22 protein-coding genes, 8 tRNA genes, 2 rRNA genes and 1 other annotated feature are annotated in these 26,694 nt (G+C 39.1%); of the genes, 27 read left to right on the top strand and 5 right to left on the bottom strand.

Features of this window, described 5'->3' with window-relative positions; translation table 11 throughout:
* The 22 genes from J7E66_RS28000 to J7E66_RS28105 all read left to right on the top strand — a co-directional run.
* Window positions 1–141 (top strand): 23S ribosomal RNA (locus tag J7E66_RS28000); the annotation flags it as partial.
* Window positions 142–266: 125 nt separating this feature from the next.
* Window positions 267–383, top strand: a 5S ribosomal RNA gene (gene rrf, locus J7E66_RS28005).
* Window positions 384–397: 14 nt separating this feature from the next.
* Window positions 398–472, top strand: a tRNA-Asn gene (locus J7E66_RS28010).
* 27 nt (window positions 473–499) lie between these two features.
* Window positions 500–572, top strand: a tRNA-Thr gene (locus J7E66_RS28015).
* A gap of 20 nt (window positions 573–592) precedes the next feature.
* Window positions 593–667: transfer RNA gene (locus J7E66_RS28020), tRNA-Glu, on the top strand.
* Window positions 668–708: 41 nt separating this feature from the next.
* Window positions 709–784: transfer RNA gene (locus J7E66_RS28025), tRNA-Val, on the top strand.
* Window positions 785–960: 176 nt separating this feature from the next.
* Window positions 961–1,033, top strand: a tRNA-Thr gene (locus tag J7E66_RS28030).
* 22 nt (window positions 1,034–1,055) lie between these two features.
* Window positions 1,056–1,140: transfer RNA gene (locus J7E66_RS28035), tRNA-Tyr, on the top strand.
* 49 nt (window positions 1,141–1,189) lie between these two features.
* Window positions 1,190–1,264 (top strand) — tRNA-Gln (locus tag J7E66_RS28040).
* 2 nt (window positions 1,265–1,266) lie between these two features.
* Window positions 1,267–1,339, top strand: a tRNA-Lys gene (locus J7E66_RS28045).
* A gap of 620 nt (window positions 1,340–1,959) precedes the next feature.
* Window positions 1,960–2,856 (top strand): arginase, encoded by an 897-nt coding sequence (gene rocF / locus J7E66_RS28050; protein ID WP_215006353.1) that lies wholly within the window; start codon window positions 1,960–1,962, stop codon window positions 2,854–2,856.
* A 278-nt stretch (window positions 2,857–3,134) separates the two neighbouring features.
* Entirely contained in the window at window positions 3,135–3,698 is a 564-nt protein-coding gene (gene sigW, locus J7E66_RS28055) for an RNA polymerase sigma factor SigW (RefSeq protein WP_215006356.1), read from the top strand.
* Between the two features lie 18 nt (window positions 3,699–3,716).
* Window positions 3,717–4,343 (top strand): anti-sigma factor family protein, encoded by a 627-nt coding sequence (locus tag J7E66_RS28060; protein WP_215006359.1) that lies wholly within the window; start codon window positions 3,717–3,719, stop codon window positions 4,341–4,343.
* A 130-nt stretch (window positions 4,344–4,473) separates the two neighbouring features.
* On the top strand, window positions 4,474–5,301 hold the full coding sequence (cdaA, locus tag J7E66_RS28065) for a diadenylate cyclase CdaA (protein ID WP_168241545.1): 828 nt from the start codon (window positions 4,474–4,476) through the stop codon (window positions 5,299–5,301).
* Window positions 5,294–6,523 carry a CdaR family protein gene (locus J7E66_RS28070; protein WP_215006362.1) on the top strand — a complete coding sequence of 410 codons (1,230 nt, stop codon included), beginning with the start codon at window positions 5,294–5,296 and terminating at the stop codon, window positions 6,521–6,523. Before cdaA ends, J7E66_RS28070 begins: the two co-directional genes overlap by 8 nt.
* 38 nt (window positions 6,524–6,561) lie before the next feature.
* Entirely contained in the window at window positions 6,562–7,914 is a 1,353-nt protein-coding gene (gene glmM, locus J7E66_RS28075) for a phosphoglucosamine mutase (protein ID WP_215006365.1), read from the top strand.
* A gap of 468 nt (window positions 7,915–8,382) precedes the next feature.
* On the top strand, window positions 8,383–10,185 hold the full coding sequence (gene glmS, locus J7E66_RS28080) for a glutamine--fructose-6-phosphate transaminase (isomerizing) (RefSeq protein ID WP_215006368.1): 1,803 nt from the start codon (window positions 8,383–8,385) through the stop codon (window positions 10,183–10,185).
* A gap of 208 nt (window positions 10,186–10,393) precedes the next feature.
* Window positions 10,394–11,809 carry a PTS mannitol transporter subunit IIBC gene (locus J7E66_RS28085; RefSeq protein WP_215006371.1) on the top strand — a complete coding sequence of 472 codons (1,416 nt, stop codon included), beginning with the start codon at window positions 10,394–10,396 and terminating at the stop codon, window positions 11,807–11,809.
* Between the two features lie 225 nt (window positions 11,810–12,034).
* Window positions 12,035–14,158 carry a BglG family transcription antiterminator gene (locus J7E66_RS28090; protein WP_215006375.1) on the top strand — a complete coding sequence of 708 codons (2,124 nt, stop codon included), beginning with the start codon at window positions 12,035–12,037 and terminating at the stop codon, window positions 14,156–14,158.
* 2 nt (window positions 14,159–14,160) lie between these two features.
* Complete coding sequence (locus J7E66_RS28095; protein ID WP_215006377.1) at window positions 14,161–14,598, top strand: PTS mannitol transporter subunit IIA; 438 nt, start codon at window positions 14,161–14,163, stop codon at window positions 14,596–14,598.
* A gap of 1 nt (window position 14,599) precedes the next feature.
* Window positions 14,600–15,757: a mannitol-1-phosphate 5-dehydrogenase gene (locus J7E66_RS28100; protein ID WP_215006380.1), complete on the top strand. Its 1,158-nt coding sequence runs from the start codon at window positions 14,600–14,602 to the stop codon at window positions 15,755–15,757.
* A 201-nt stretch (window positions 15,758–15,958) separates the two neighbouring features.
* Window positions 15,959–16,876, top strand: a complete 918-nt coding sequence (locus J7E66_RS28105) for a class I SAM-dependent methyltransferase (RefSeq protein WP_215006383.1) — start codon at window positions 15,959–15,961, stop codon at window positions 16,874–16,876.
* A 61-nt stretch (window positions 16,877–16,937) separates the two neighbouring features.
* On the opposite strand, the gene J7E66_RS28110 is transcribed toward J7E66_RS28105, so the two are convergent.
* From J7E66_RS28110 to J7E66_RS28120, 3 genes are all read right to left on the bottom strand, one after another.
* Window positions 16,938–18,188 carry an ATP-binding protein gene (locus tag J7E66_RS28110; protein WP_215006386.1) on the bottom strand — a complete coding sequence of 417 codons (1,251 nt, stop codon included), beginning with the start codon at window positions 18,186–18,188 and terminating at the stop codon, window positions 16,938–16,940.
* Between the two features lie 205 nt (window positions 18,189–18,393).
* The gene (locus tag J7E66_RS28115) at window positions 18,394–18,882 is read right to left on the bottom strand and encodes a CcdC protein domain-containing protein (RefSeq protein WP_215006457.1); all 489 of its coding nucleotides are present in this window, start codon (window positions 18,880–18,882) and stop codon (window positions 18,394–18,396) included.
* 589 nt (window positions 18,883–19,471) lie between these two features.
* Window positions 19,472–20,374, bottom strand: coding sequence for a nuclease-related domain-containing protein (locus tag J7E66_RS28120; RefSeq protein WP_215006389.1), 903 nt, complete (start codon window positions 20,372–20,374; stop codon window positions 19,472–19,474).
* 190 nt (window positions 20,375–20,564) lie between these two features.
* Here J7E66_RS28120 and J7E66_RS28125 point away from each other — a divergent pair, with 190 nt between their 5' ends.
* From J7E66_RS28125 to J7E66_RS28140, 4 genes are all read left to right on the top strand, one after another.
* A complete protein-coding gene (locus tag J7E66_RS28125; protein WP_215006392.1) occupies window positions 20,565–21,542 on the top strand; it encodes an ABC transporter ATP-binding protein in 978 nt (325 codons plus the stop codon).
* Window positions 21,539–22,342: an ABC transporter permease gene (locus J7E66_RS28130; RefSeq protein WP_215006395.1), complete on the top strand. Its 804-nt coding sequence runs from the start codon at window positions 21,539–21,541 to the stop codon at window positions 22,340–22,342. Before J7E66_RS28125 ends, J7E66_RS28130 begins: the two co-directional genes overlap by 4 nt.
* Before the next feature lie 6 nt (window positions 22,343–22,348).
* On the top strand, window positions 22,349–23,131 hold the full coding sequence (locus J7E66_RS28135; protein ID WP_215006398.1) for an ABC transporter permease: 783 nt from the start codon (window positions 22,349–22,351) through the stop codon (window positions 23,129–23,131).
* Between the two features lie 128 nt (window positions 23,132–23,259).
* Window positions 23,260–23,832, top strand: a complete 573-nt coding sequence (locus tag J7E66_RS28140) for a TetR/AcrR family transcriptional regulator (protein WP_215006401.1) — start codon at window positions 23,260–23,262, stop codon at window positions 23,830–23,832.
* 72 nt (window positions 23,833–23,904) lie between these two features.
* Here the strand turns inward: J7E66_RS28140 and J7E66_RS28145 are convergent, their stop codons facing one another.
* Window positions 23,905–24,180, bottom strand: coding sequence for a hypothetical protein (locus J7E66_RS28145; RefSeq protein ID WP_215006403.1), 276 nt, complete (start codon window positions 24,178–24,180; stop codon window positions 23,905–23,907).
* 186 nt (window positions 24,181–24,366) lie between these two features.
* Complete coding sequence (locus J7E66_RS28150) at window positions 24,367–24,624, bottom strand: alpha/beta-type small acid-soluble spore protein (protein ID WP_168241563.1); 258 nt, start codon at window positions 24,622–24,624, stop codon at window positions 24,367–24,369.
* A 103-nt stretch (window positions 24,625–24,727) separates the two neighbouring features.
* Window positions 24,728–24,939, top strand: a binding site (T-box leader).
* A 55-nt stretch (window positions 24,940–24,994) separates the two neighbouring features.
* On the opposite strand from J7E66_RS28150, the gene argS reads away from it, so the two are divergent.
* Entirely contained in the window at window positions 24,995–26,689 is a 1,695-nt protein-coding gene (argS, locus tag J7E66_RS28155; protein ID WP_215006406.1) for an arginine--tRNA ligase, read from the top strand.
* Window positions 26,690–26,694: the final 5 nt, after the last annotated feature.

Genomic DNA, 26,694 nt, shown 5'->3' on the forward strand with positions numbered 1-26,694 from the left:
GCATGAAGCCCCCCTCAAGATGAGATTTCCCATAGCGCAAGCTAGTAAGAACCCTGAAAGATGATCAGGTTGATAGGTCAGAGGTGGAAGCGTGGTAACATGTGGAGCTGACTGATACTAATCGTTCGAGGACTTAACCAATTTTTAAGGCAACTCAGTTTTTACAAACTTCTTCTGCATTATCTAGTTTTGAGGGAATGAAAAAAATAATTTTCCTCTTGAAAAATTTCAAAAAGATATTATAATAAATAATGTCTTGAAAATAGTCTGGCAGTAATGGCGAGAAGGTCACACCCGTTCCCATACCGAACACGGAAGTTAAGCTTCTCAGCGCCGATGGTAGTTGGGACACGCGTCCCTGTGAGAGTAGGACGCTGCCAGGCTGAAATATTATTGTTCCGCAGTAGCTCAGTGGTAGAGCTATCGGCTGTTAACCGATCGGTCGTAGGTTCGAGTCCTACCTGCGGAGCCATTTTTATGTAAACTTATATATAGCTATGCTTCCATAGCTCAGTAGGTAGAGCACTTCCATGGTAAGGAAGAGGTCAGCGGTTCGAGCCCGCTTGGAAGCTTTCCTATTTTTTAATAGTATGGCCCCTTGGTCAAGCGGTTAAGACACCTCCCTTTCACGGAGGTAACACGGGTTCGAGTCCCGTAGGGGTCACCAAAGTTTTTTATGCACAAGCGTAAAATAACTTTCATTGCTGTGGAGGATTAGCTCAGCTGGGAGAGCATCTGCCTTACAAGCAGAGGGTCGGCGGTTCGAGCCCGTCATCCTCCACCATAATATAATTATGTTAACTACATGCCGGGGTAGCTCAATTGGTAGAGCACGACCGAATAAACTCCTTGAATAAACTTCAGCATACTGACCGAGTTGCTGCTTGCATAAGCTTTCTGAGGTCAGGATGACGGCAACGAAGTCATCGTGTTCAAATTTAATATTTTTTCAAACTACATGCCGGGGTAGCTCAATTGGTAGAGCAACTGACTTGTAATCAGTAGGTTGGGGGTTCAAGTCCTCTCGCCGGCACTGCTTTTTTAAATTTTAATATGGAGGGGTAGCGAAGTGGCTAAACGCGGCGGACTGTAAATCCGCTCCCTCCGGGTTCGGCGGTTCGAATCCGTCCCCCTCCACCATTAATATTTTTAAAAAAGTTGGACATACTAGATAATATTACATCTCTATTGGGCTATAGCCAAGCGGTAAGGCATCGCACTTTGACTGCGACATGCGTTGGTTCAAATCCAGCTAGCCCAGCCAGAGAGCCATTAGCTCAGTTGGTAGAGCATCTGACTTTTAATCAGAGGGTCGAAGGTTCGAGTCCTTCATGGCTCATATAGTAACAGCCAGGAACTTTGGAGAAATCTCCAAGGTTCTTTTTTTATGGAAAAGAAAAAAGTGTCGTGATTGGCGGCAAAAATTTATGAAATAAGTATCAAAGTGTCGTCAATAGGGGCGATTGGCGGCAAAAATTTATGAAAAAAGCAATAAAGTGTCGCCAATAAGGGCTATTGGCGGCAAAAATTTATGAAATAAGCATCAAAGTGTCGCCAATAAGGGCTATTGGCGGCAAAAATTTATGAAATAAGCATCAAAGTGTCGCCAATAAGGGCGATTGGCACCAAAAATTGATGAAAAAAGCAATAAAGTGTCGTCAATAAGGGCTATTGGCGGCAAAAATGCATGAAAAAAGCAATAAAGTATCGCCAATAAGGGCTATTGGCGACAAAAATTCATGAAATAACAATCAAACTCTCGCCAATCATATCTGCGAAGTTTGAATTCGATAGTCAAAATGGAACCGAACTTACATTTTTTCTTAAATGTAAATCCCTGCCTTAAACCAACCAATGGTCTAAGGTTTTTTATCGTATATATATACATAATTTTGTCGAGTTGAGTCATTGGTATGAAAGCGGTTAAAATAGATACATAAAAGGGTAGGAGGAATTAATATGAGTAAGCTTTCAATTATTGGAATGCCGATGGATTTAGGTCAAATGCGACGAGGGGTAGATATGGGGCCAAGTGCTATCCGTTATGCTGGGATGGTTGAACGACTTAAGCCACTATTTGATGAAATACATGATCTAGGTGATATTCCAATTGGCAGACCTGAAGTTGTGGTGGATAAAGAATCTAATTTGCGGAATCTTGATTTAGTTGCTGAGAAAAGTGCTTTGTTAGCTGAAAAAGTAGATGCTGCTGTCGAGTCAGGTGCGTTTCCGCTTGTCCTTGGCGGGGATCATAGTATTGCTATTGGTACTTTAGCAGGTGTCTCTAAACATTATAAAAATCTTGGTGTCATTTGGTATGACGCACATGGCGATCTAAATACGGCTGAGACAAGCCCTACTGGTAATATCCATGGAATGCCACTAGCCGTAAGTATCGGGTTAGGGCACAGCTTGTTAACCGAGATAGGTGGATATGGTCCTAAAGTTAAACCTGAAAATGTAGTCATTATTGGTGCAAGAGCGCTGGATGATGGAGAAAAAGATTTAATAAAGGAAATAGGAATCAAAGTTTACACAATGCATGAAATTGACCGGATGGGGATGGCCAAAGTAATGGAAGAAACCATCGCATACCTGAAAGAAAAGACAGATGGTGTCCACCTTTCACTTGATTTAGATGGCCTAGACCCAAATGATGCTCCTGGCGTTGGAACACCAGTTATGGGTGGAATCAGCTACCGGGAAAGTCATCTTGCTATGGAGATGTTAGAAGAAGCAAAAATCATTACATCAGCAGAATTTGTAGAAGTAAATCCCATTTTAGATGAAAAAAATAAAACTGCTAAAGTGGCAGTTGAATTGATGGGCTCATTATTCGGAGAAAAATTATTATAATAAATAAATAAATAAATAAATAAGTAAAGCTGCATTTCGTAAGGAAACGGGCCAACCTGTTCTTCTAGCGTGATGCAGCTTTTTTCTATTTTCTTCTTGTCAAAGAATTAAAACCGTGTCAATTTATCTCCTTCATAAAATCTTTAAACTAATTAGTAAGCTCTTTTAGTATATTTTTGTTAATATTAAAGGTATTGAGAAGTTTTTTCGTGTAAAACGAAACTTTTTTGCTAACGATTCGTATTATCGGATAGCAGCAATGGAGCTGAGGTAACGTAATGGATGCAATTGTAAAAAAGAGAATAAAACAAGTAATCAAAGGGGACCAAGATGCCTTTGGTGAAATCGTTGAAATATATAAAAACAGTATTTATCAACTATGTTTCCGGATGCTTGGAAATCGTCATGAAGCTGAGGATATGGCACAGGAAGCTTTTATTCGTGCTTATGTGAATATCAAAACCTTTAATCAAGACTTGAAATTTTCAACTTGGCTTTTTCGGATAGCAACCAATCTGTGTATTGACCGAATGCGAAAAAAGAAACCGGATCATTATTTAGATGCAGAGGTTGCAGGGGCAGAAGGATTAACAATGTATTCGCAGATCCCTTCGAACACACCGCTGCCAGAGTCAGAAGTAGAAAGCTTAGAGCTGCAGGATACGGTCCAGAAAGAGATATTAAAACTTCCCGATAAATATCGGACAGCCATCGTATTAAAATATATTGAAGAGTTTTCCTTAAATGAAATTAGCGAAATTCTTGATTTACCACTTGGAACGGTTAAAACAAGGATTCACCGTGGCCGGGAAGCGTTAAGACAACAATTAAGATATGTGTGATAAGAGGTGAAACTGTTAATGTGTCCAGAACAAATCATCGAACTAATGCATGAATACTTAGATGAAGAAATTACACCTGATCAAGAACGAATATTAAGAGAACACCTCCAAAACTGCAAAGAATGCGAGGCTATATTTAATGAGCTAAATAAGACGATCGCTTTTGTAAAGAGTGTGTCACATATGCAGGTACCGGATGACTTTACAGCCAAAGTGTTGTCTCGTTTACCAAAAGAGAAACGAAAGATTTGGATGCAGCGTTGGTTGAAAAACCATCCTTTGCTTGCAGCTGCCTCTTTATTTCTCATATTAATGATGGGAAGCGTATTTTCTACTTGGAATCAAGATCGAGAATTTTCTGTATCAAAGCAAAAAAACTTAATAGTTAAAAATAATACGGTTATTGTACCTAAAGGTGAGACGGTCAAGGGCGATGTCATTGTTCGAAATGGGACATTAGAAATTGAAGGTGAAGTCCAAGGTGATGTGACAGTTATCAATGGTGAAAAATATTTGGCCTCTGCAGGACATGTAACAGGGCAGATTGAAGAGGTAAATGAAGTGTTCGATTGGATTTGGTATCATATTAAAAAGACCGTACAAGATGTGGTTCAAATATTGGAAGACCAACCAGAAACCAAATAAAAAAACAAATCACTCTGACCGGGTGATTTGTTTTTTTACCCAGATACATATAATAGATACAAGTGGTATTTATGGTATAATAAATAGGTTGTAATTTATTTGTGCTAAAGAAAATTACGGAGGAAGAACAATGCCGTTTGCTGATTTCGAACTATGGAAGTATTTAGCTAGTATTGTTGATATTGTCCTCGTATGGTATGTCATTTACAAGCTGATCAATGTGATTAGAGGAACGAAGGCCGTTCAATTACTAAAAGGCATTCTCGTTATTCTTCTAGTCAGAGTTGTCAGTGAGTTTCTAGGCTTCCAAACATTAAGTTGGATGATGGAACAGGCGATAACATACGGGTTTCTTGCGATTATTATTATATTTCAGCCAGAACTTAGAAGAGCCCTTGAGCAATTAGGCAGGGGGAAGTTCTTTTCAAGAAGCAGTAATCTGGATGATGAAGATCCGGAAAAAACAGTTGAGGCAATTGTTAAGGCAACTGATTATATGGCAAAGCGCCGTATTGGGGCGTTAATCTCGATCGAGAGAGAAACGGGAATGGGCGATTACATAGAAACGGGGATCCAGCTAAATTCCAATATTTCTTCTGAATTGTTGATTAATATTTTTATCCCAAATACACCGCTCCATGATGGTGCGGTAATCATCCAAAAAAATAATGTCGCAGCAGCCGCATGCTATCTGCCGTTATCCGAAAGCCCATTTATTTCTAAGGAGCTGGGAACCAGACATCGGGCTGCATTAGGAATAAGTGAAGTGACAGATAGTGTCACTGTCATCGTTTCTGAAGAGACAGGTCATATTTCCCTTACAAAGAACGGGGAGCTTCACCGAGCGATTAATACAGAGCAACTGAAAGAATTACTTACGAGTGAATTGTTCATTCATTTGAAAACAAAACAAGCTTCTTCAGCTCGTTGGAACTGGAGGGGGAAAAATAATGGATAAATTGATGGATAATCCTTGGTTTATTAAAATTCTTGCCTTGTTGTTAGCGGTACTTTTATATTCTTCTGTACCACATACAGGTAAAAAAATAACGGATGTGAATGTGCCAGGAGAGCAATCAACAGAAACCATTACCAATATTCCTGTAAAGGTTTATTATGATACGGAAAATCTAGTGGTGTCAGGAATTCCAGCCACGGTTGATATCACTTTAAAAGGACCTATAACGCACATTCAGTCTGCCAAAGCGTTGAAAAATTTTGAGGTTTACGTAGATTTATCAAAAGCCAAAATTGGGAAACAGAAAGTAAAATTAAAAGTAAGAGACCTGTCGGATAAATTGAGTGCGACTGTGAAACCAGCTAGTGTAACTGTATCTGTTCAGGAAAAAATCACAAAGGAATTTAAAGTTGAGGCAGAATTTAATGCGAGTCAAATAGAAGCGGGTTATTCTGCAGGACAACCCGTTGTCGAGCCAAATAAAGTGAAGATTACAGGTGCCAAAAGTGTCATCGATCGGATTACGTATGTAAAGGCTGCCCTTGAGGAAAAAGGTCAACTGAAAGAAACCATTTCAGAAGAGGCTCATGTCCAGGTTCTTGATAAAGATCTAAATAAGTTGAATGTAGTGGTGGATCCGGAAACGGTAGAAATCACGATACCAATAAAAAGCAACAGTAAGACTGTACCGATAAAAATTGTTAGAAATGGTACTGCCCCAGAAGGTGTGACGATTGAATCGATTGATATCGATGAAAAAGAGGCAACAATCACAGGGGATGAAGATGTTCTTAAAAAAACGGATAATGTCCGTGTTGAGGTTGATCTCAGTAAAATTACCGATAACACCACCCTTACATTGCCTGTCATTATTTCTAATGGAATTACAAAGGTTACCCCGCAAATCGTAAAAGCAACCGTTGTGGTCAAAAAACAAGAAGAAAAAACAGTTTCGGATGTACCGTTAAACATTCAAGGATTATCCGAAGAATATAAGGCCACGATTAACGATCCAGGAAATCAAATGATAAATATACTTATTAATGGTCCCTCTTCGGCAGTTAGCAGCATTAGGCCTGAGGACTTCAAAGTCTTTATTGATTTGTCTGGCCTTGTAGAAGGGGATCATATAGTGGACATTCACGTGGAAGGACCTTCGGCTGTAAAGTGGAAACCTACTAAATCATCAGCGAAAATTACGATCGAAAAAAATAATGCCTAATATCTAGCAATACACAAGTTGAAGGAGAGATTTTTAAAATGGGAAAATATTTCGGGACCGACGGGGTACGTGGAGTAGCAAATAGCGAATTAACACCTGAGTTGGCCTTTAAATTAGGCCGTTATGGCGGATATGTTTTAACAAAGGATAAAGATCGTCCCAAAGTACTCATCGGACGGGATACGCGTATATCTGGCCATATGTTAGAAGGAGCCCTTGTGGCTGGGTTATTATCCATTGGAGCCGAAGTTATGCGTTTAGGAGTTATATCTACTCCAGGTGTTTCATATTTAACCAAAGCTTTAGGTGCCCAAGCAGGGGTCATGATTTCTGCTTCTCATAATCCAGTGGCTGATAACGGCATTAAATTTTTTGGTCCCGATGGCTTTAAGCTTTCCGATGAGCAGGAATTAGAAATCGAGACGCTCATCGATTTACCAGAAGATCAACTGCCTCGACCAGTGGGTTCGGAACTTGGTCAAGTCATGGATTATTTCGAGGGCGGTCAGAAGTATCTCCAATATTTGAAAAATAGTGTGGATGAAGATTTTACAGGAATCCATATTGCCTTAGATTGTGCACACGGGGCAACGTCGTCTCTAGCGGCACACTTATTTGCCGATTTAGATGCGGACCTATCAACAATGGGCGCCTCTCCCAATGGCTTAAATATCAATGCAGGAGTGGGCTCAACTCATCCTGAAGCACTAGCAGCCTTAGTCAAAGAAAAAGGTGCCGATGTAGGTCTCTCCTTTGACGGTGATGGCGACCGTTTGATTGCGATTGATGAAAATGGAACAATTGTTGATGGGGACCAAATCATGTACATTTGCGGCAAATATATGAAAGAGCAAGGCCGCTTAAAGCATGGGACGATCGTGTCAACCGTTATGAGTAATCTCGGCTTCTATAAAGCACTTGAGGCACATGGGATCCATAGTGTACCGACAGCGGTAGGTGACCGTTATGTTGTTGAAGAAATGAAGAAAAATGGGTTTAATCTGGGCGGCGAACAATCAGGCCATATTATTTTCTTAGACTATAACACCACAGGTGACGGTTTATTATCAGGCCTGCAATTAGTCAATATTATGAAGGCAACTGGGAAGCCTCTTTCTGAGTTGGCTGGTGAAATGAAAAAATTCCCGCAAAAGCTTGTCAATGTGAGAGTAACCGATAAACATCATGTAACCGATAATGCAAAGGTAAAAGAGGTTATTGAGCAAGTTGAAGCTAAAATGGCAGGAAACGGAAGAATTCTTGTCCGACCATCAGGAACGGAACCGCTTGTTCGCGTCATGGCAGAGGCACCGACAGAAGAGCTTTGTGAATCTTATGTGAACAGGATTGTAGCAGTTGTCAAAGAAGAAATGGAATTAAAGGAAGAATAAAACCCATATATATGCATAAAGGAACGATCTGCTTCCTTTATGCATATTTTATTATGTATTGTTTAGTAATATATATATTCCAGGTATTAGTTGACGTAACATACCTAATCGTGTAGTATAAAGTTGCTTTGTTTCATAAAGCACTTTTTTACCAATTTTATCTAGAAAGGTGGGCTGAAGAGAGAGTTACTTTTTTTAAAAAAGCGCCTGAACTACCCAATGTGGTTGGGTTAGTTGACGAGGAGGAGGTTTATCGAATGTTCGGCGGATACCTCCCGGTTGAACGTGCACAACCGAAAATTTCTTCTTTAAAACACAGAGGCAACTCTGTGCACAAAGAGACGAAAATGCACATACTAATTAGTAATGTTTCAACAGGTATAGACAGATACCTAAAAAAACAGAGATAAGGGGGCAAGCATAAGCCTCCAAAGCATTCTTGCCCCCTATATCAGGGAGGAATAGAAAATGTGTGGAATTGTTGGATATATTGGAAATAATGATACAAAAGAAATCTTATTAAAAGGCTTAGAAAAGCTTGAATATAGAGGCTATGATTCTGCCGGAATCGCTGTTAAGAATGAAAATGGGGTTCATGTTTTTAAAGAAAAAGGCCGGATTGCTGATTTACGTAGCATTGTTGATATGGGCGTCTTAGCTAACATCGGGATTGGTCATACGCGTTGGGCGACACACGGAGTACCAAGCAAGATAAATTCCCATCCACATCAAAGTACGTCAGGCCGGTTCACACTTGTTCATAATGGGGTAATCGAGAACTATGACCTTTTAAAGCGTGAATATTTAGCAGATGTCAAATTCACCAGTGAAACTGACACTGAAGTCATTGTTCAGATGATTGAGTTGTTTGTCAATGAAGGATTAGTGGTTTTAGAAGCATTCCGTAAAACACTAAGTTTATTACATGGGTCATATGCTCTTGCCTTATTAGATGCACAAGACAATGAAACCATTTATGTTGCGAAAAACAAAAGCCCCCTTTTAGTTGGATTAGGCAGCGACTTTAATGTTGTTGCAAGTGATGCAATGGCTATGCTTCAAGTAACGAATCAGTACCTAGAATTAATGGACAAAGAAATCGTCCTTGTTTCAAAGGATGAAGTCATTATTCAAAATCTTAACGGGGAAATCATTACCCGGAAGCCATATACAGCGGAACTTGATGCAAGTGACATCGAAAAGGGCACATATCCTTACTATATGTTAAAAGAAATCGATGAACAGCCGCTTGTATTACGGAAGATTATCCAAACCTATCAAAATGAACAAGGGGAATTAACAATTGACCCTGAAATCATTTCTGCGATGAATGCTTCTGATCGTGTCTATATTATTGCAGCTGGAACTTCTTATCATGCCGGTCTTGTTGGAAAGCAGTTCATTGAAACGATTGCAAAAGTTCCTGTGGAAGTTCATATTGCTAGTGAATTTGTCTACAATATGCCGCTTCTAACAAAGAATCCGTTGTTCATTTTCATTTCTCAAAGTGGGGAAACGGCTGACAGTCGTGCGGTTCTCGTAAAAGTAAAAGAAATGGGTTATCCAACGTTAACGATCACCAATGTTCCGGGTTCAACACTTTCTCGTGAAGCAGATTATACACTTTTGCTGCATGCTGGTCCTGAAATTGCTGTTGCTTCTTCCAAAGCATATACAGCACAACTTGCTGTGTTAGCCATTTTAGCTGAAGTTACAGCAAAGAGCCAAAAAATCAGTGTTGATTTTGATTTAGTCCATGAACTTGGAATTATTGCGAACGCGATGGAAGTTCTTTGTGACTCAAAAGAATTAATTGAGCACATTTCAAGAGAATTTTTATCAGTTACACGTAATGCTTTCTTTATTGGCCGTGGTGTCGACTATTATGTAGTCTTAGAAGGTGCCTTGAAGCTGAAGGAAATTTCTTACATTCAAGCAGAAGGTTTTGCTGGTGGGGAATTAAAGCACGGCACCATTGCATTAATTGAAGAAGGAACGCCAGTATTCGCACTTGCAACCCAAGGAAGTGTAAACTTAAGTATCCGTGGAAATGTGAAAGAGGTTGCTGCTCGTGGAGCAAACACTTGTATCATTTCAATGAAGGGATTAGAAATGGACGAAGATAGCTTCGTCATTCCGGAAGTACATGAATTATTAACACCACTTATCTCTGTCATACCTATGCAATTAATTGCTTATTACGCAGCTCTGCACCGTGATTGCGACGTTGATAAACCGCGTAATCTAGCTAAATCAGTAACGGTTGAGTAATCGTAAATAAGTATTTCAAAATCGAAGAGAGATCAGGCATCTGGCCCTGGTTCTACTTCGATTTTTTTTGTTTTTTAAAGGATTATCAATGTTGTCAACAATCACAATGACAAATTGTATTTTTGTAAAAATAGAAATGTTCCTGTAAACGCTTTATTCTTAAGATAGAAAGTTCAACAATATTAGATAAAGAGGGGGACAAAAGATAATGAATGAAAAAGTTAACGATAAATCAGATGTTAAAGTTAAAATACAAAAGTTCGGTAGTTATTTAAGTGGTATGGTCATGCCGAATATAGGTGCCTTTATTGCTTGGGGGCTAATCACTGCGTTATTTATTCCAACTGGTTGGTTGCCAAATGAAGATTTGGCAAAATTAGTAGGGCCAATGATCACGTTCTTACTGCCACTATTAATTGGTTTCACCGGTGGTAAAATGGTTTATGACATCCGTGGTGGAGTCGTTGGTGCGACTGCAACAATGGGGGTCATCGTTGGTACGGATATCCCAATGTTCCTAGGAGCCATGATTATGGGGCCGATCGGGGGATACCTAATTAAGAAATTTGATCAGCTGCTTCATGGAAAAATCAAATCAGGTTTTGAAATGTTAGTAAATAACTTCTCTGCTGGTATTCTAGGTGGCCTTTTAACATTAGTGGCATACAAAGGTGTTGGACCAGTTGTTGAAGCATTGAGTAAGGTTTTAGCTTCAGGTGTTCAATTTATTGTCGAACATAACATGTTACCATTAGCAAACATCTTTATTGAACCAGCAAAAGTACTATTTTTAAATAATGCAATTAACCATGGTATTTTAAGCCCATTAGGGATTGAACAAGCTACTAAAGCAGGAAAATCTATTCTTTTCTTACTAGAATCAAACCCTGGCCCGGGCTTAGGGATCCTATTAGCCTTTATGATCTTTGGTAAAGGCTCAGCGAAACAAACAGCTCCAGGTGCGGTAATCATCCACTTCTTAGGTGGTATTCATGAAATTTACTTCCCATACATTTTAATGAAGCCGATGCTTCTTCTAGCTGCTATGGCTGGAGGTGTAAGTGGAGTATTTACATTTAACATTTTCAATGCGGGTCTTGTAGCAGCCCCGTCACCAGGTAGTATCTTCGCTCTTATGGCGATGACACCGAGAGGAAATTACTTCGGAGTATTAGCAGGTGTGTTAGTAGCAACAGCCGTTTCCTTCGCGGTTGCAGCATTAATCTTGAAAACTAGTAAGGCAACTGATGAGGATTTAACATCTGCAACAGCAAAGATGGAAGAAATAAAAGGCAAGAAAAGCGCTGTTTCTTCAGTGCTAGCTAGTCAAAAACCTATTAATTCAGAATCAGTTAATAAAGTTGTCTTTGCTTGTGATGCTGGAATGGGATCAAGTGCGATGGGTGCATCTATTTTAAGGAACAAAATGAAGAAAGCCGGTATCGATGTCACTGTAATAAATACAGCGATTAATAATTTACCAAGTGATGCAGATGTAGTCGTAACCCATAAGGATTTAACGGATCGTGCAAAAGCGAAGCTTCCAAATGCAAACCATATTTCAGTAGAAAATTTCTTAAATAGTCCACGGTATGATGAATTAGCTGAAGCTTTAAAGAAATAACACGACAAATGCCTAGCCGAAGTGCTAGGTTTTTGTTTGTTTAAAGATAAACGGGCACTTCCGCTTTTAAATTTTGTCAACAATCCATATGACTAACTTGGATTATCCTCTTGTTGTATAAAGGTTATTGTCGGATTAATATTAAATTGTGAGTATTAATTATAATTTTGGCAACAACCTATGATTGGGGGACGAGGATTAAAATACTTTACACGGAGTGAGATCATGTATATTTCCGTAAGAGAAAGACAAATTCTTGAAATCTTGTTAACTGAAACAGACGAGATGACCGTGAAAGAACTCGCAGATCAAATTGGGGTGAGCGGCAGAACCGTTCATCGCGATTTAAAGAATATAGAAGATATTTTAAAAGATTATGAACTTTCCTTGCAAAAAAAGTCAGGTGTGGGCGTTCAAATTAGGGGAAGCAAAGATAAAATAAGCGAGCTTGAATTATTTTTATTTAATCTTTTTCATACAGAATATACACCAGATGAAAGACAAACGATAATTTTGTGTGCATTATTGGAATCGAATGGACCGGTAAAGCTTTTAGGTCTAGCCAATGATTTAAATGTGACTATAGCTACGATAAGTGCTGATTTAACGAAATTAGAAGAGAGGTTACAAACGTTTGGATTAGCGCTGATTCGCAGAAGAGGTTATGGGGTTGAGATTGAAGGCCACGAAGGTGCGAAAAGAAGAGCGATGAGTAATCTGATTACTGAGTATCTCGATGAGTCAGAAATCCTTTCACTAGCAAGAGAAAATATTCAAAAGCGGTCCAATCAGCAAATCAATACGATTTCTGAGAGGCTTCTTGGACTGGTAGAAAAGAAAAAGCTGCTCACCGTTGAAAAAATTGTTGAATCGACTATTCAGGATTTACCTTTTAAAATGGCTGATAGTGCCTATATCGGTTTGGTCGTTCATTTGGCCTTAGCGGTAGAACGGATCCAAAAAGGTGAAGGGATTAAGAGAAACCAGTCCTATCTGGAGAATCAACAATCATCTAAGGAATATAAATATGCTGAAAAAATTGTGGCCCAATTGGAGCAAGTGTTTCAAATTAAAATTCCAGAGGCAGAAGTGGCGTATATTACTATGCACTTAAAGGGTGCTAAGCTCAGACATGATAATGAATATTTAATCGAGGATTCGAGTTTACAGGTAGCCATTAAAACAAGGAATTTAATTGAAATGGTTGGGAAACGTGTAGGGATAGAGCTAACAGGTAATCGTTCGCTATTTGAAGGATTGGTTGTTCATTTGAAACCAGCCCTCTATCGAATTAAACAAAAGATGGGGATAAGTAATCCATTATTAGATAAAATAAAGCGGGATTATGCGGAGTTATTTTCTATTATCAAACAAGCGGTTGAACAAGTGTTTCACGAGTTTTATGTTCCTGATGAGGAGATTGGTTATCTCGTCATGCACTTTGGTGCGGCGATCTTAGCCAACAAGGAGATTGTTCAATTAAAAACACTGGTTATTTGTTCAAGCGGCATTGGCACCTCAAAGATGCTGGCGACGAGATTACAGCAGGAGTTCTCAGAGCTTAAGCTAATTGAAAATGTTTCGGTCATGGAATTCAAAAAAATGAAAACGGATAACTATCAATTAATTATCTCGACGATCCCGATTCCTGATTATCATTTGGATTATATCTTAGTAAGCCCGATCTTAAATAAAGATGAAATTGAAAAGATCCGCTCTTTTATTAATAAACAGATTATTATTAATGGATCAGAACAGAATTTTTCGATCCCTTCTATTGATAATTTAAGTAAGAAAAAGGCAAATGTGTTAATCGAAGAGATGCAAAGCATTCAAGGGTATGCCCAGACGATCGCGGCAATCTTGGAAGGATTTGAATTAAAGAAAATAAATGATAGTGAAACTGATGCTGAGATTATAAAACTAGCTAGCAAAGAATTATTTGCTAACCAAAAGATTAATAATATTGAAGCGGTTGTTGATGCAATCCTCGAGAGAGAAAAACTCGGGGGCTTAGGTATTCCAGATACATCAATGGCATTATTCCATGCACGGTCACCGCATGTAATGACACCAACCTTCACAATCTATTTGACTCAAAAACCGATTGAAGTTGTTGGAATGGATCAAAAGGTAATGGAAATAAAGTCAATTTTATTAATGCTATCACCCCAGGAAACAGCTGAGAGCTCATTAGAAGTCTTGAGTTACCTGAGCTCGTTGTTAATTGAGAGTGAAGAAAGTATTTCCTTGTTTCAATCGGATCAACAGGAAGAAATACTAGCCTATTTAACAGCAAGATTTGATCAATTTATGACGGAGAAATTAAACAATATAAGGAGTGTTTAAATATGTCAAAAGCAATCTTAGCAAAAGAAAATATACTATTAAATGTATCGGTTGGGTCAAAGGAACAAGCGATTAGATTAACTGGAAGCATTCTTGTGGAAAAAGGGTATGTAGCTGCAGACTATATTGAAAAAATGCTTGAAAGAGAAGCGCTAACTTCTACGTATATGGGGAATTTTGTCGCCATTCCCCATGGCACCGAAGATTCGAAGTCATTTGTGAAGGAATCAGGTATTTCTTTCATTCAGGTTCCGCAAGGTGTTGACTTTGGAAATGGAAATATCGTTAAGCTGTTAATTGGAATTGCCGGTAAGAACAATGAACATCTTGATATTTTATCTAGTATAGCGATTGTTTGCTCGGAAGAAGAGAATATCGAAAAACTAGTTGCTGCAAAATCCGCCGAAGAGATTTTATCGATTTTTGAAGAGGTGAATTAATATGCTCGCTATTCACTTTGGCGCCGGAAATATTGGCCGTGGCTTTATTGGAAATCTATTATATCATTCAGGCTATGAAACGTGCTTTGTTGATGTAAATCGTGAAATTGTCGACTTACTTAATGAAAAGAACGAATACCGTGTGGTTCTTGCGGAACCGTCGCAAGAGGAAGTTGTGATCAAAAACGTAAGGGCGATAAATAGTGCGCTTAACCCTGAACTAGTCATCGAGGCAATTGCGGAAGCAGATCTTGTAACGACGGCAATCGGACCAAACATTTTACCGTTTATAGCGAATTTGTTGGCAGATGGTCTACGGAAGCGGTTGGAACGAACCGATAAGCCGCTTAATATTATCGCTTGTGAAAACATGATTGGCGGCACGTCGTTTTTAAAAGAAAAGATTTATGAAACGTTATCAGCCGATGAAATTTCTCTATTTGATATATGCTTTGGATTCCCTGATTCTGCTGTTGACCGAATTGTTCCGAATCAAGTTAATGAAGATAGGCTAATGGTTAAGGTTGAGCCCTTTTATGAGTGGGTGGTCGAAGAGCCAAAAATTATTGGCGAGAAGCCGCCTGTTAACGGAATAACGTATGTTCAGGAATTAGTTCCCTTTATTGAACGCAAGCTTTTCACCGTGAATACAGGTCATGCCCTAGCTGCTTACTTTGGCTATCATTTTGGCGTGGAAACGATTAATAGTGCGATGGCAAATACGCAAATCAAAGAGTTAGTGGAAGGTGCGCTAAAAGAGAGCGGAGCGTTTTTAGTAAAGAAATACGGTTTTAACGAAGAAGATCATCACACATACATTCAAAAGATTATTGGGCGCTTCTCAAATGATTATATTGTAGATGAAGTCACACGAGTAGGACGTTCGCCAATTCGCAAGCTAGGGCCCAATGATCGTCTCGTTAGCCCTGCTAGACAATATGCAGAAGTGTTCGCGACAGAACCGATATTTCTTCTGAAGGGAATTGCAGCGGCACTTCTTTACGATGTTCAAAGTGATGAGGAAGCAGTACAAGTCCAATCGACCATCCGTGAACAAAGCTTAGAAGCGGCGATTGAGAAGTACACCGAGCTTGATTCAACATCTATTTTGTTTAAAGGGATAGTGGAGCAATATCAACGATTGAATGCTGAAAACTAAGTTTTGTAAAACGAACGGTGCCTAACACTGTTCTTTTTTTATTTTTTTTATTAATGAAATAAAAATTTATTGACTTTTTATTAGAAGTATGATAAAATATTTATTTATTGACACATACATATATCTATCATAAAATAAACTCCTAGCAGACACTGCCAGGAGTTTTTCTGTTTTAAAAAGAATTTTGAAGGGGGAACTTATTTGGAAACTAGGAAGGAAAGTTTAACTGCGTTAGTTAGTTCTTTTGCAAGAGGATATCATTCATCCGCCAGCAGAGAGCCGATTTTCAATGATTTTGTCGCACATTCGCTTTTAAAAGAAGAAGAAAAACAGTTAATCGCCACTAATTGGGCTAACGCGATTGCCTTCTTTGATCAGGAAAAAAGCGAAACATTGGAAACGTTTGATGATAAACTGCACTGGGTGATGAGCAACCAGACCATTCCACAATTAGTCAGTCGGGCAAGGTATACAGAAGATGGACTCAAGGCAGCAATCCAGCGTGGTTTTAAACAATATGTCATCCTCGGTGCAGGTTTCGATACCTTTGCTTTAAGGCAAGATAGGCTGCCGGAAGACTTTGTTATTTACGAAGTCGATCACCCTGCAACTCAAGCTTTTAAAATAAATCGGCTAGAGGAATTAGGCATTGAAATCCCCAAAAATATAAGGTTTGTTCCGGTAGATTTTAAAAATGACTCCCTTCATGATGGATTGAAGAAAAGCGGCTATGATGAACAAAAATATACTTACTTTAGTTTGTTGGGCGTTGTAATGTACCTAGATAAAAAGGATTTCTATCAACTTCTATCTTCTGTTTCGGAAATGTCTGTAAACGGAAGCTCATTCATCTTTGACTACCTCGATGATACTGCTTTTGATGACAGTATTGCCTCTAAGAATCTAACCCAAAAGCGACAAATTACTGCACATACAGGTGAACCAATGGTTACGGGCTTTGACCCATTTGAACTCGATAGGGAGCTGCAGGATTGTAATATGTTACTCTATGAAAATCTTTCTCCTGCTAATATCGAGGATATGTATTTTAAGGGAAGAGAAGATGGATTACACGCCTTCGACCATTTTCATTTTGCGCATTTAGTTGTTCATAAATAACAGGAATCTTTAGACACCGTTCATTTGTTATGAACGGTGTCTTTTTACTTTGGCTCATATGTTATTCATTTCTTAAAGGGAGAACAATTTTCACAGTGGTACCTTTATTAGTTTCACTTCCATACTCAATTGCCCCGTTCAATTCCCGGATGATTTTGTTGGTAACCATGCTCCCTAATCCGGTCCCTTTCGTTTTTGTGGTATAAAAGGGCAATCCAATCTGCTTTAACTGTTCTGGTGTCATTCCGCTTCCGTTGTCTTTGATTCGGATTTCAACAGTATTTTTGAAGTGGTTAGCATGTAACTCAATCTTAATTCTTCCCCGATTGGATATCGATTCTATCCCATTTTTGATCACATTCATGATCGCTTGCTTTAAATGGGCCTCATCTCCATTTACATAAAATGGTTCAATATTTTCATAGTCGATGATGACATTTGAATAGGAGGCAAGAGGCCTCATTAATTGAACGCAGTCACTCATCACATCATTGATGGGGATAATTGCCAACTGAAAAGGTTCAGGCTTGGCAACTTTCAAATAGTTTGTAATTATACTGTTGGTCCGATCTAGTTCTTCCATAATTAGAGGCGAAAATTTTTTTAATTGCTCATCGTTCGTATCTCTACTTATAAATTGGATAAATCCTCTAATGGTTGCGAGAGGGTTTCTAATTTCATGCGCAATTGAGGCGGTAAGTTGGCCCACCATCGTCAATTTATCAACATAAACCATTTCCTCAAATTGCTTATTAATTTTTATCAAGTTTTCAATCACAAAGATCAGGGCCATAACCGTAATATATAAGGCAATAAAGTAAATCAAATAAAAAGATAGACTTAAAAAATTGATTCTAAAATATAGAATCGTAATATAAATAATAAGATAGCAAACAACGACCATTGTTCCTGCCACAAGCTTAGAAGGTGATTTATGAAAAAATCTCCGAAAAGCAAGGGCACATAAGAAGGCGACAATGGATACCAAGATGCCGATCGCTAGGAATTTTCCACCGATAAAATAGCGGACAAGGCATGCACTTACTAAAACGATGCCCCCGGGTAACCAACCCCCATACAGAGTGAGGATCAGAATGGAGCACATCCTTAAATCAAAATGGGTTGCCCCCAAGGTTTCAATCGGATAAAACATACAAAAAAGCGTTCCTAAGGAACCAATCAAACCATAAATCACTTTTTGTTTTAAAGCATTAGGAACTTTCGTTTGAAAGGGAAAAAATAAGTTGGCATTAAATGTAAAAGATAATAAGATCGTGATGTTAACTAACAGTGGTTTGATTAGAGTAATCAAGAAACTTCCTCCAAAATCATAAATGATATGTTTCCACATTTATCCTTCCCTGCGGACTGATAAACTTTCCGCACAAAAACATCTACTATGAATAATACCTCAAATCTGTAAGGCATGTAACCCACTTAACCGATAATGAAGTGCTCGTACAAAAAAAAGCCCCTCTCTCTGTAAAAAAGTAGAAAGAAGAGCTTTTATATTATAATCATCTATTTTCCGCTGGTCGATTGCCTGCATGTAATTTGCGAAATTTAATATAGCTTCCAATTCGCCAAACGCAGATATATAGAAAAGCAATTGTCATCGTTAGCACTGTAAACTCGATGTAATCCATACTTTTGAAATACTGACTTAACGCGATGCGAATGACAATGATGGCGATGATTACATACTTAAACGTTTTATTTGGCTTTGAATAAATCAATCCATCTTCGCGAATCTCATATGATGTTTGAGTTAGCATAATCGCTCCAAACAATGTGCCGAGTAGACCAGCAATCAGCATTTCCCAATAGGCGGGCAGATGAAAGGGCTCACCTGGAATGTGCAGCAACTGACTGATACTAAACGAAAACATGACCAATACAAATAAAACAGGAGAGATAATACCGAAACCGCCCCTTTTGATTGGACCCTTTCTTCCCTTCATTTTGAAAAAAAGAACAAGACCAATCATGACGAGGACAATTACCATAATTATAATTATTTTCAATTTGCTTCAATCCCTTTCGGAAGACATATAAATAATATTTTTATTGTATTGTTATCATAAGGGAAAAAGACCTATGTTCGGTAGTGGGAAATTTCATGCTTTTTAGTATGAGATTGTTCATGATTCTATGAAGAGCCTCGTGTTAGGTAAACAGAGAAGGGATGAGGACATGGATTGGCGACAAAAATCGGTGAGGGGAAGGGAAAAAAGAATCCAATAAAGGCTATTGGCTACAAAAATCGGTGAGGGGAAGGGAAAAAAGAATCCAATAAAGGCCTTTGGCGACAAAAATCGATGAGAAGAAGGGAAAAAAGAATCCAATAGAGGCTATTGGCTACAAAGATCGGTGAGGAGAAAGGAAAAAAGAATCCAATAGAGGCTATTGGCGACAAAAATCGGTGGGAAGAAGGGAAAAAGAATCCAATAGAGTTATTGACCATAAAATACAAATAGGAAAAGGATACTATTCGGCCAATTCAACCAAAATCTTTGATCAATGAAAAGGCGTAAAATATTCTCCACCTGGCTGAAAGATTGCGATTATTTTACGCTTAAATTTAATTAATATACTTTACTCGTAATAAGTCCATTGACCATACCCTTTAGCAGCAAAACTTTTATTTAAAATCCTGCTGATCTTCGTTCTAGATTCATTTACGTTACACCATTCGTAAACAAGATTAGTCGTAATTTTCTTCATTGGAAAAAGAAGCTTTAATTCCTTTACAATCCTTAATACGGCTGATTCCAAACCTTCTTGGCATCCACAATCACCACACACTAATTTCTTTCCTTCCGCAGTTATGAAAAATGAGTTGCAAACTTTACAAGTGTTCCCCTTTTTTAATTGATCATAATTGTAAGGCGGCACCTGAGTAAATGAAGACTTACTAATATGCAGTGAAACTAATAATTCTGCCAGCTTTTTGTGTTTACTATTCAATTTTGAATGAGTGCTATCAAAATTTTTCAAAAAACTATTAAGTTGTGTTGGGTAAATAATAGGTTTGTTTTTAGGTGCTTGATATAGAGTGAATTCGGGATTGATAAAAACCACCCGTGATTCAGTGGGAAAGTTGAACCCTTTTTTTTGGAGCAATTGGCGGAGGAGGGATTCACATCGTTTTAGTTGGTCCAGTGGATTGAGAATTTCAGTACCAGACTTCGGGTAGAAATTGTCTGCTTCATAATAATAATCGCCCTTATAATTTTTTACATCAAAAACGTGAAGAGAGTCCTTGATTATCAATGTATCTATTTGGAACGTGGTATTGTTAACCTTAAGCAACAAATCATTCAGTATTAAACAATCACACTGGAGTTTTTCGGTTAACAAGTCAAACATCACTTCCCCTTCAAACCCCTTTTTAAGGTTTAAAAAGTACTTCTTGTCATTCTCGGGTAAATTCATACGCGTGTTTAAGTAAGACAGAATCTTTAATTCATCTGATTTGGTGCGGGATTTAAATAGCATCTGCCACTTCCTTTCTAACTTTATAGATTCCCAAGTTCATTTTATAAAATTTATAGGTCTAAATGAGTGTATATTTTGTTAACATTATAAAGAATAGTTATTTTATTATTCAGAAAATTATTGACAACAATAAATATAAAATGTTATTATTTTCCTCTGTGACTCAGAATAGATTTGGAGGGGATAACGGTTGATTCATCTACAAGAGATAAGCAAATCTTTTAAGGTGGCCCAGCGCCAGACTGGCTTACGGCAGGCAGCGAAGTCCCTTTTTTATCGACAACATACGGTCGTTGACGCTCTGAAGGATCTCTCTTTTTCGATTAATCCAGGAGAAATTGTCGGTTATATTGGCCCGAATGGGGCGGGGAAATCGACGACGATAAAAATAATGAGCGGGATCCTGGTGCCTGACACCGGGAATTGCAAGATCATGGGTTACACACCGTGGAAAGACCGGGTGCATTATGTCCAAAATATCGGAGTTGTTTTCGGTCAGCGCTCACAGCTATGGTGGGATGTTCCTGTAATCGATTCCTTCGATCTTTTAAAAGACATCTACAAGGTTCCCCAGCAAGAATATCAAACTACGATTAAACTACTCATCGAAACGCTAGAACTGCAAAACATAATCAATTCACCCGTCCGACAATTAAGCTTAGGGCAGCGGATGCGCTGTGAAATAGCAGCTTCTCTCCTACATAATCCAAAAATCCTATTTTTAGACGAACCAACCATCGGCCTTGATGCTGCTTCTAAAATAGCTGTCCGCCAATTCATCAAAACAATCAACAAAGAAAAGGATGTCACCGTCATCCTGACCACGCACGATATGAATGATATCGAAGCGTTAGCTGACAGGGTTCTATTAATTGGAAAAGGCAGCTTATTGTACGACGGCGGTTTAGAGGAATTAAGAAGAAAATTTGGTTCCCAAAAAACGATCACCGCTGATTTCCGCAAAAATGAAAACCCAATCAAAGTCACACATGCCACCGTGCTTTCGAGATCGCCGGAACGGTTCATCCTCAGCATTGATACGGAGCAGGTTAACACTTCGGAAATCATTACTCAGTTGTCCGATAAGCTTGAGTTGATTGATATTTCGATTGAATCCCAACCGATTGAGGAAACGATTCTCCAGCTTTATAAGGAGTACAAAATATGAGGGTGTATCTATCTGTTTTGAAGCTGCGGTTAAACATTGGAATGCAGTATCGGACTGCTGCATTGGCAGGGGTAGTTACTCAATTTTTCTGGGGTTTTATAACGATTATGGTATTTGAGGCATTTTACGAATTTGCAACGAAAACTCCTCCTATTTCCTTAAAAGAATTAATTACCTACATCTGGCTTCAACAGGCCTTTCTTGTGTTCGTTACCATCTGGTTTCGCGATAACGAGCTATTTGATCTGATAACAAGTGGCAATCTTGCTTACGAACTATGCCGGCCATGTGAGCTCTTTGGTTATTGGTATGCCAAGCTCTTGGCGCAGCGGCTGTCCAGTGCCTTCTTGCGCTGCTTTCCCATTCTAATTGTTTCATTCTTCTTGCCAAGGCCGTACAACATGACTCTTCCACCCAGCCCAACAGCCTTTTTATTATTCTTAAGCGCCTTACTGTTAGGCCTGCTTCTCTTAGTAGCGATCTCGATGTTCTTATATATATCCGTATTTGTGACCTTGTCCCCGATGGGATCGCTATTAATATTTGGTGTCCTCGGCGAATTTTTTGCAGGATTAATCATTCCTGTACCGCTTATGCCAGCTTGGCTTCAAAAAATAGCTAATGTCCTGCCGTTTCGCTGGACGGCGGATTTCCCGTTCAGGGTTTACTCAGGACATATCCCACCGCATGACGCCATCATCGGTATCATCATCCAATTGATTTATCTTGCGGGTCTTGTCTGGCTAGGGAGGACAGCACTAAATGGAGTATTGAAGAAAGCTGTCGTCCAAGGAGGTTAACCAAAAATGAGAATATATTTTAAATACTTATTGATTCTCTTTAAATCACAAATGCAATACCGGACATCGTTTTGGCTATTATCGCTGGGCCAATTTTTTATTCCTTTTTCGATCTTTGCAGGTCTTTACTTTCTATTCGAACGGTTTGGCCAAATAAAAGGATGGCAATTCTTTGAAGTAGCACTTTGCTTCGGCATCATTCATATGGCGTTTGCGCTGAGTGAATGCTTTGCCCGCGGTTTTGATGCTTTTTCCAACTTGGTTCGGAATGGTGAATTTGATCGATTACTCGTTCGCCCTCGCAGTACGTTTATTCAAGTACTCGGGTCCAAATTCGAGTTTACGAGATTTGGCCGGCTCCTTCAAAGTGCAATTGTTTTAGTCTGGGCACTGACCAATCTCAACATTGAATGGAGTGTAGTAAAAGCAGCCACCCTCTTGTTGATGATCGCTAGCGGTGTACTTATTTTTACAGGCATCTACATCTTGGCGGCCACCCTGTGTTTTTGGACGATTGAAGGTCTTGAGGTGGTTAATATATTTACCGATGGCGGGAGAGAAATGGCGCAATACCCATTAAATATTTATCAAAAGTGGGTAGCCCGTTTTTTTACCTTTTTGATCCCGTTTGGAACCGTGAATTACTTGCCGCTTCTTTATATTCTTGGAAAGAACAGTGGGAACGACCTCCTATATATGCTGATCCCGGCAGCTGGCAGCTTGTTTATCCTCCCGTGTCTCCTTGTCTGGCAGTTTGGTGTAAAACATTATCGCTCCACAGGTTCCTAAATCAAAAGTCGAGTTCTTATCTAATCCGGAACTCGGCTTTTCTTTTGACCTATTTGGAAACGGAACCTATCTTATGGTATATTTAAGTAAATGACTGAAAAACTGAAATGGTCAGTAGGGGTGTGGACATGGCAACAGATAGAAGAAAGATGATTGTAGAAGCGGCAACAAAGTCTTTTTCATTATTTGGCTATAAAGCAACAACGATGGATCAAGTCGCAAAGCTGGCCAATGTTGGCAAAGGGACGATTTATACCTTTTTTAAAAATAAAGAAGAATTATTCGAAGAGATTATTTCCACTTTGGTCAGAGAAATGATTGCTGAGGCAGAATCCGTCATCAAACCAGAGTCACCCTTCACAGAAAACGTGCATCGGGCGCTTTATCGTTTATTAGAGTTTCGCGCTCAGCACCAACTGATGATTAAACTGGTCCAAGAGGAAGCGGAAATGGGGACTCTAGCGGTTTCGGAAATGCTGCAGCACGTTGAGGATGAAATCATTGCCTATTTGAAGCAGAAGATTGACACGGCTATCACGAAAGGGGCAATCCCACCGAACGACACCGAAATTACCAGCTTTCTTCTTTTAAAAATGTATATTGCCTTAGTTTCAGACTGGGAAAGAAATCATCAGCCGCTGAGCTCGGAACAAATCGCGGAAATCATGAAAGTATTTTTAGTAAAAGGCTTGTCCACATAGAAAAAGACTTGTGTGTACCTCAATACAAGTCTTTTAACTAATCGGTGCGTCACTAGGTGGCGCTCCGATTTCTTATTTTAAAAGATAAATATTTTTTGAAGCAGTGGAAATTTTCGGCCACTTCTTATTACGGCTTCCAGTGAGTTCTTCCATTAAACTTAAAAATGTTCCAAAAAGGTAATTAACGACGGAACCGGCAAGTATTCCAAATCCTAGTGCAGTTAAGAAATAAGTCGTATTGTAACCGTTTACAAATTGACCTAACAAAATAAGAATGAGCCCTAGACTGCTTCCAAAGATAGCTGTTTTCTTAAATGTAAAAATACTCTTTAAGTGTTTTTCCTGCATCACTATCAACTCCCTTGTAAGAATATTCTATCAATTGTCACAAAATTGTCAAACTTTTTTTAAAAAAATTACTTTTTTAAACTTGGCTATTGATTTCCGCTCCAACCAACTTGGCTATAAAAATTAACAATGACCTGTAACACAGCCTAAAAATTAAAGGAGACCTAACAAATTAGGCCCCGCGCATTACTTTTTCTTCGCTAAGTTTTCTTGTGCCATTTTGACCAACTCGCGGACCATGCTGCCGCCCAGCCTGCCGCCTACCTTTCCGGCTTGCTCAGATGTAAGCTGTCCGTTATATCCCTTGTTCAATGGAACACCCACTTCTTCTGCTGCTTCAAATTTTGCATCCTCAGGGTTCCCGGTATTCGCGACCTTTGCTTTCAACGCATCCAGGCCATTGCGCGCCTCGGGGACAAGGATTTTATTTCTTCTTCTCGCCATAAAAATCCCTCCTTTAGTTGTAGGATTACCTGAATGTAAAAAATAATCAACAATCACTGGAAAAATCCATTTTAATCCAGTATAATACGAGTAATAAATTTGGATAAAATCAATGATAAAGAGAGTAGTTATCTATGATGTACCAGCGATTCAGGGGTGGTGGGAGCCTGAAACAGAACAGATAATGAAGCGCACTTTTGAGATGTGTACCTGAACTTGAGTAGGGTATGCCGGAGGATCCTCCGTTACAAAGGAAAGCTGGTTCTTTTGGACAATTAGAGTGGTACCGCGGGATTATGAACTCTCGTCTCTTTTAATAGAGACGGGAGTTTTTTGTTTTTTTTTTTAGAGATAAAAGGAGGTATTAAAGATGAATTTTAAGCAGGAGCTTGCTGCCATTTTACATGAATTACTGGACCAAGAGATTTCACAAACAAATCTGGAACTGATGATTGAAAAACCTAAGAATCAGGAGCTCGGTGATTTAGCCTTTCCTTGTTTTACACTAGCGAAGCTAAAGAGAAAATCCCCCAATCTAATTGCTGAGGAGTTAAGTAAGAAGATTAACTCTCCCATTTTTGAAAAAGTAGAAGTGGTTGGAGCCTATCTTAATTTCTTCCTAAACAAAAAGACGGCTTCTGAAAAAGTAGTGAATGAAATCATCTCGCAAAAAGGGAAGTATGGTGCGCTTACGTTTGGGAATGGCGGTGCTGTCACCATGGACATGTCCTCCCCTAATATTGCTAAACCCTTTTCAATGGGGCATTTGCGCTCAACGGTGATTGGCAACTCGCTCGCATTAATTGTCGAGAAATGTGGTTACAAGCCGATTAAAATCAATCATCTCGGTGACTGGGGGACACAGTTCGGGAAGCTGATCACTGCCTATCAATTATGGGGAGATGCCGAAAAGGTCAAGCAGAATCCGATTAAAGAGCTATTAACCCTGTATATAAAATTTCACAAAGAAGCGGAGACGAATCCAAGCCTTGAAGACCAAGGGCGCAGCTGGTTTAAAAGGCTAGAAGAAGGAGACGAACAAGCATTAAAACTCTGGAAATGGTTTCGTGATGAGTCATTAAAAGAGTTTTCGCGAATATACCAGTTAATGAATGTTGAATTTGACTCTTTTGCCGGCGAAGCCTTTTATAATGACAAAATGGACCGTGTCGTCAAGCTTCTTGAAGAAAAACAGCTATTGGTCGAATCCGAGCAGGCACAGGTGGTCGAGCTCACCGAAGAACAGCTGCCGCCATGCCTGATCAAAAAATCTGATGGGGCAACGCTGTATGCGACCCGAGATTTAGCAGCGGCTCTTTATCGCCAGGAGGAATACCAATTTGTCCAATCCCTATATGTGGTTGGTCATGAACAAAGCCTCCACTTCAAACAGTTAATGGCTGTGTTAGCAAAGATGGGCTACGATTGGTCAAAACAAATGCATCATATTCCATTCGGATTGATGCTAAAAGATGGAAAGAAAATGTCCACACGCAAAGGCAAGGTTGTCTTATTAGAGGAAGTTTTAAATGAATCGATTGCGATGGCTAGGCATAATATTGAAGAGAAGAATCCTAACCTTCCAGACAAAGATAATGTGGCCAAACAAGTAGGCGTTGGAGCGGTAATTTTTCATGACTTAAAGAACAATCGAATGAACGATATTGAATTTTCGTTAGAGGAAATGCTTCGTTTTGAAGGAGAAACAGGCCCTTATGTGCAATATACTTATGCAAGGGCATGTTCTATTTTACGAAAGGCGAATGTAAATGCGGAGTTGGGTGCCTTATCCTACGAAAATACTTGGGAGAAGGAGTGGAAGGTAACCAGCCTCTTAATGGAATTTTCGCCAGCCATTAAAAGAGCCTGCATCAACTTCGACCCATCCCAGGTGGCTAAATATATTATTGACTTAGCACAAGCCTTCAATAAATATTATGCAGAGGTAAAAATCCTTGAAGACAATCCAGAACAGCAGGCACGGTTAGCGCTTGTCTATGCAGTAACGGAAGTTTTGAAAGAAGGATTACGTTTATTAGGATTAGAAGCTCCGGTTGAAATGTAGTTTCC

The organism is Bacillus sp. ISL-7 (assembly GCF_018613065.1).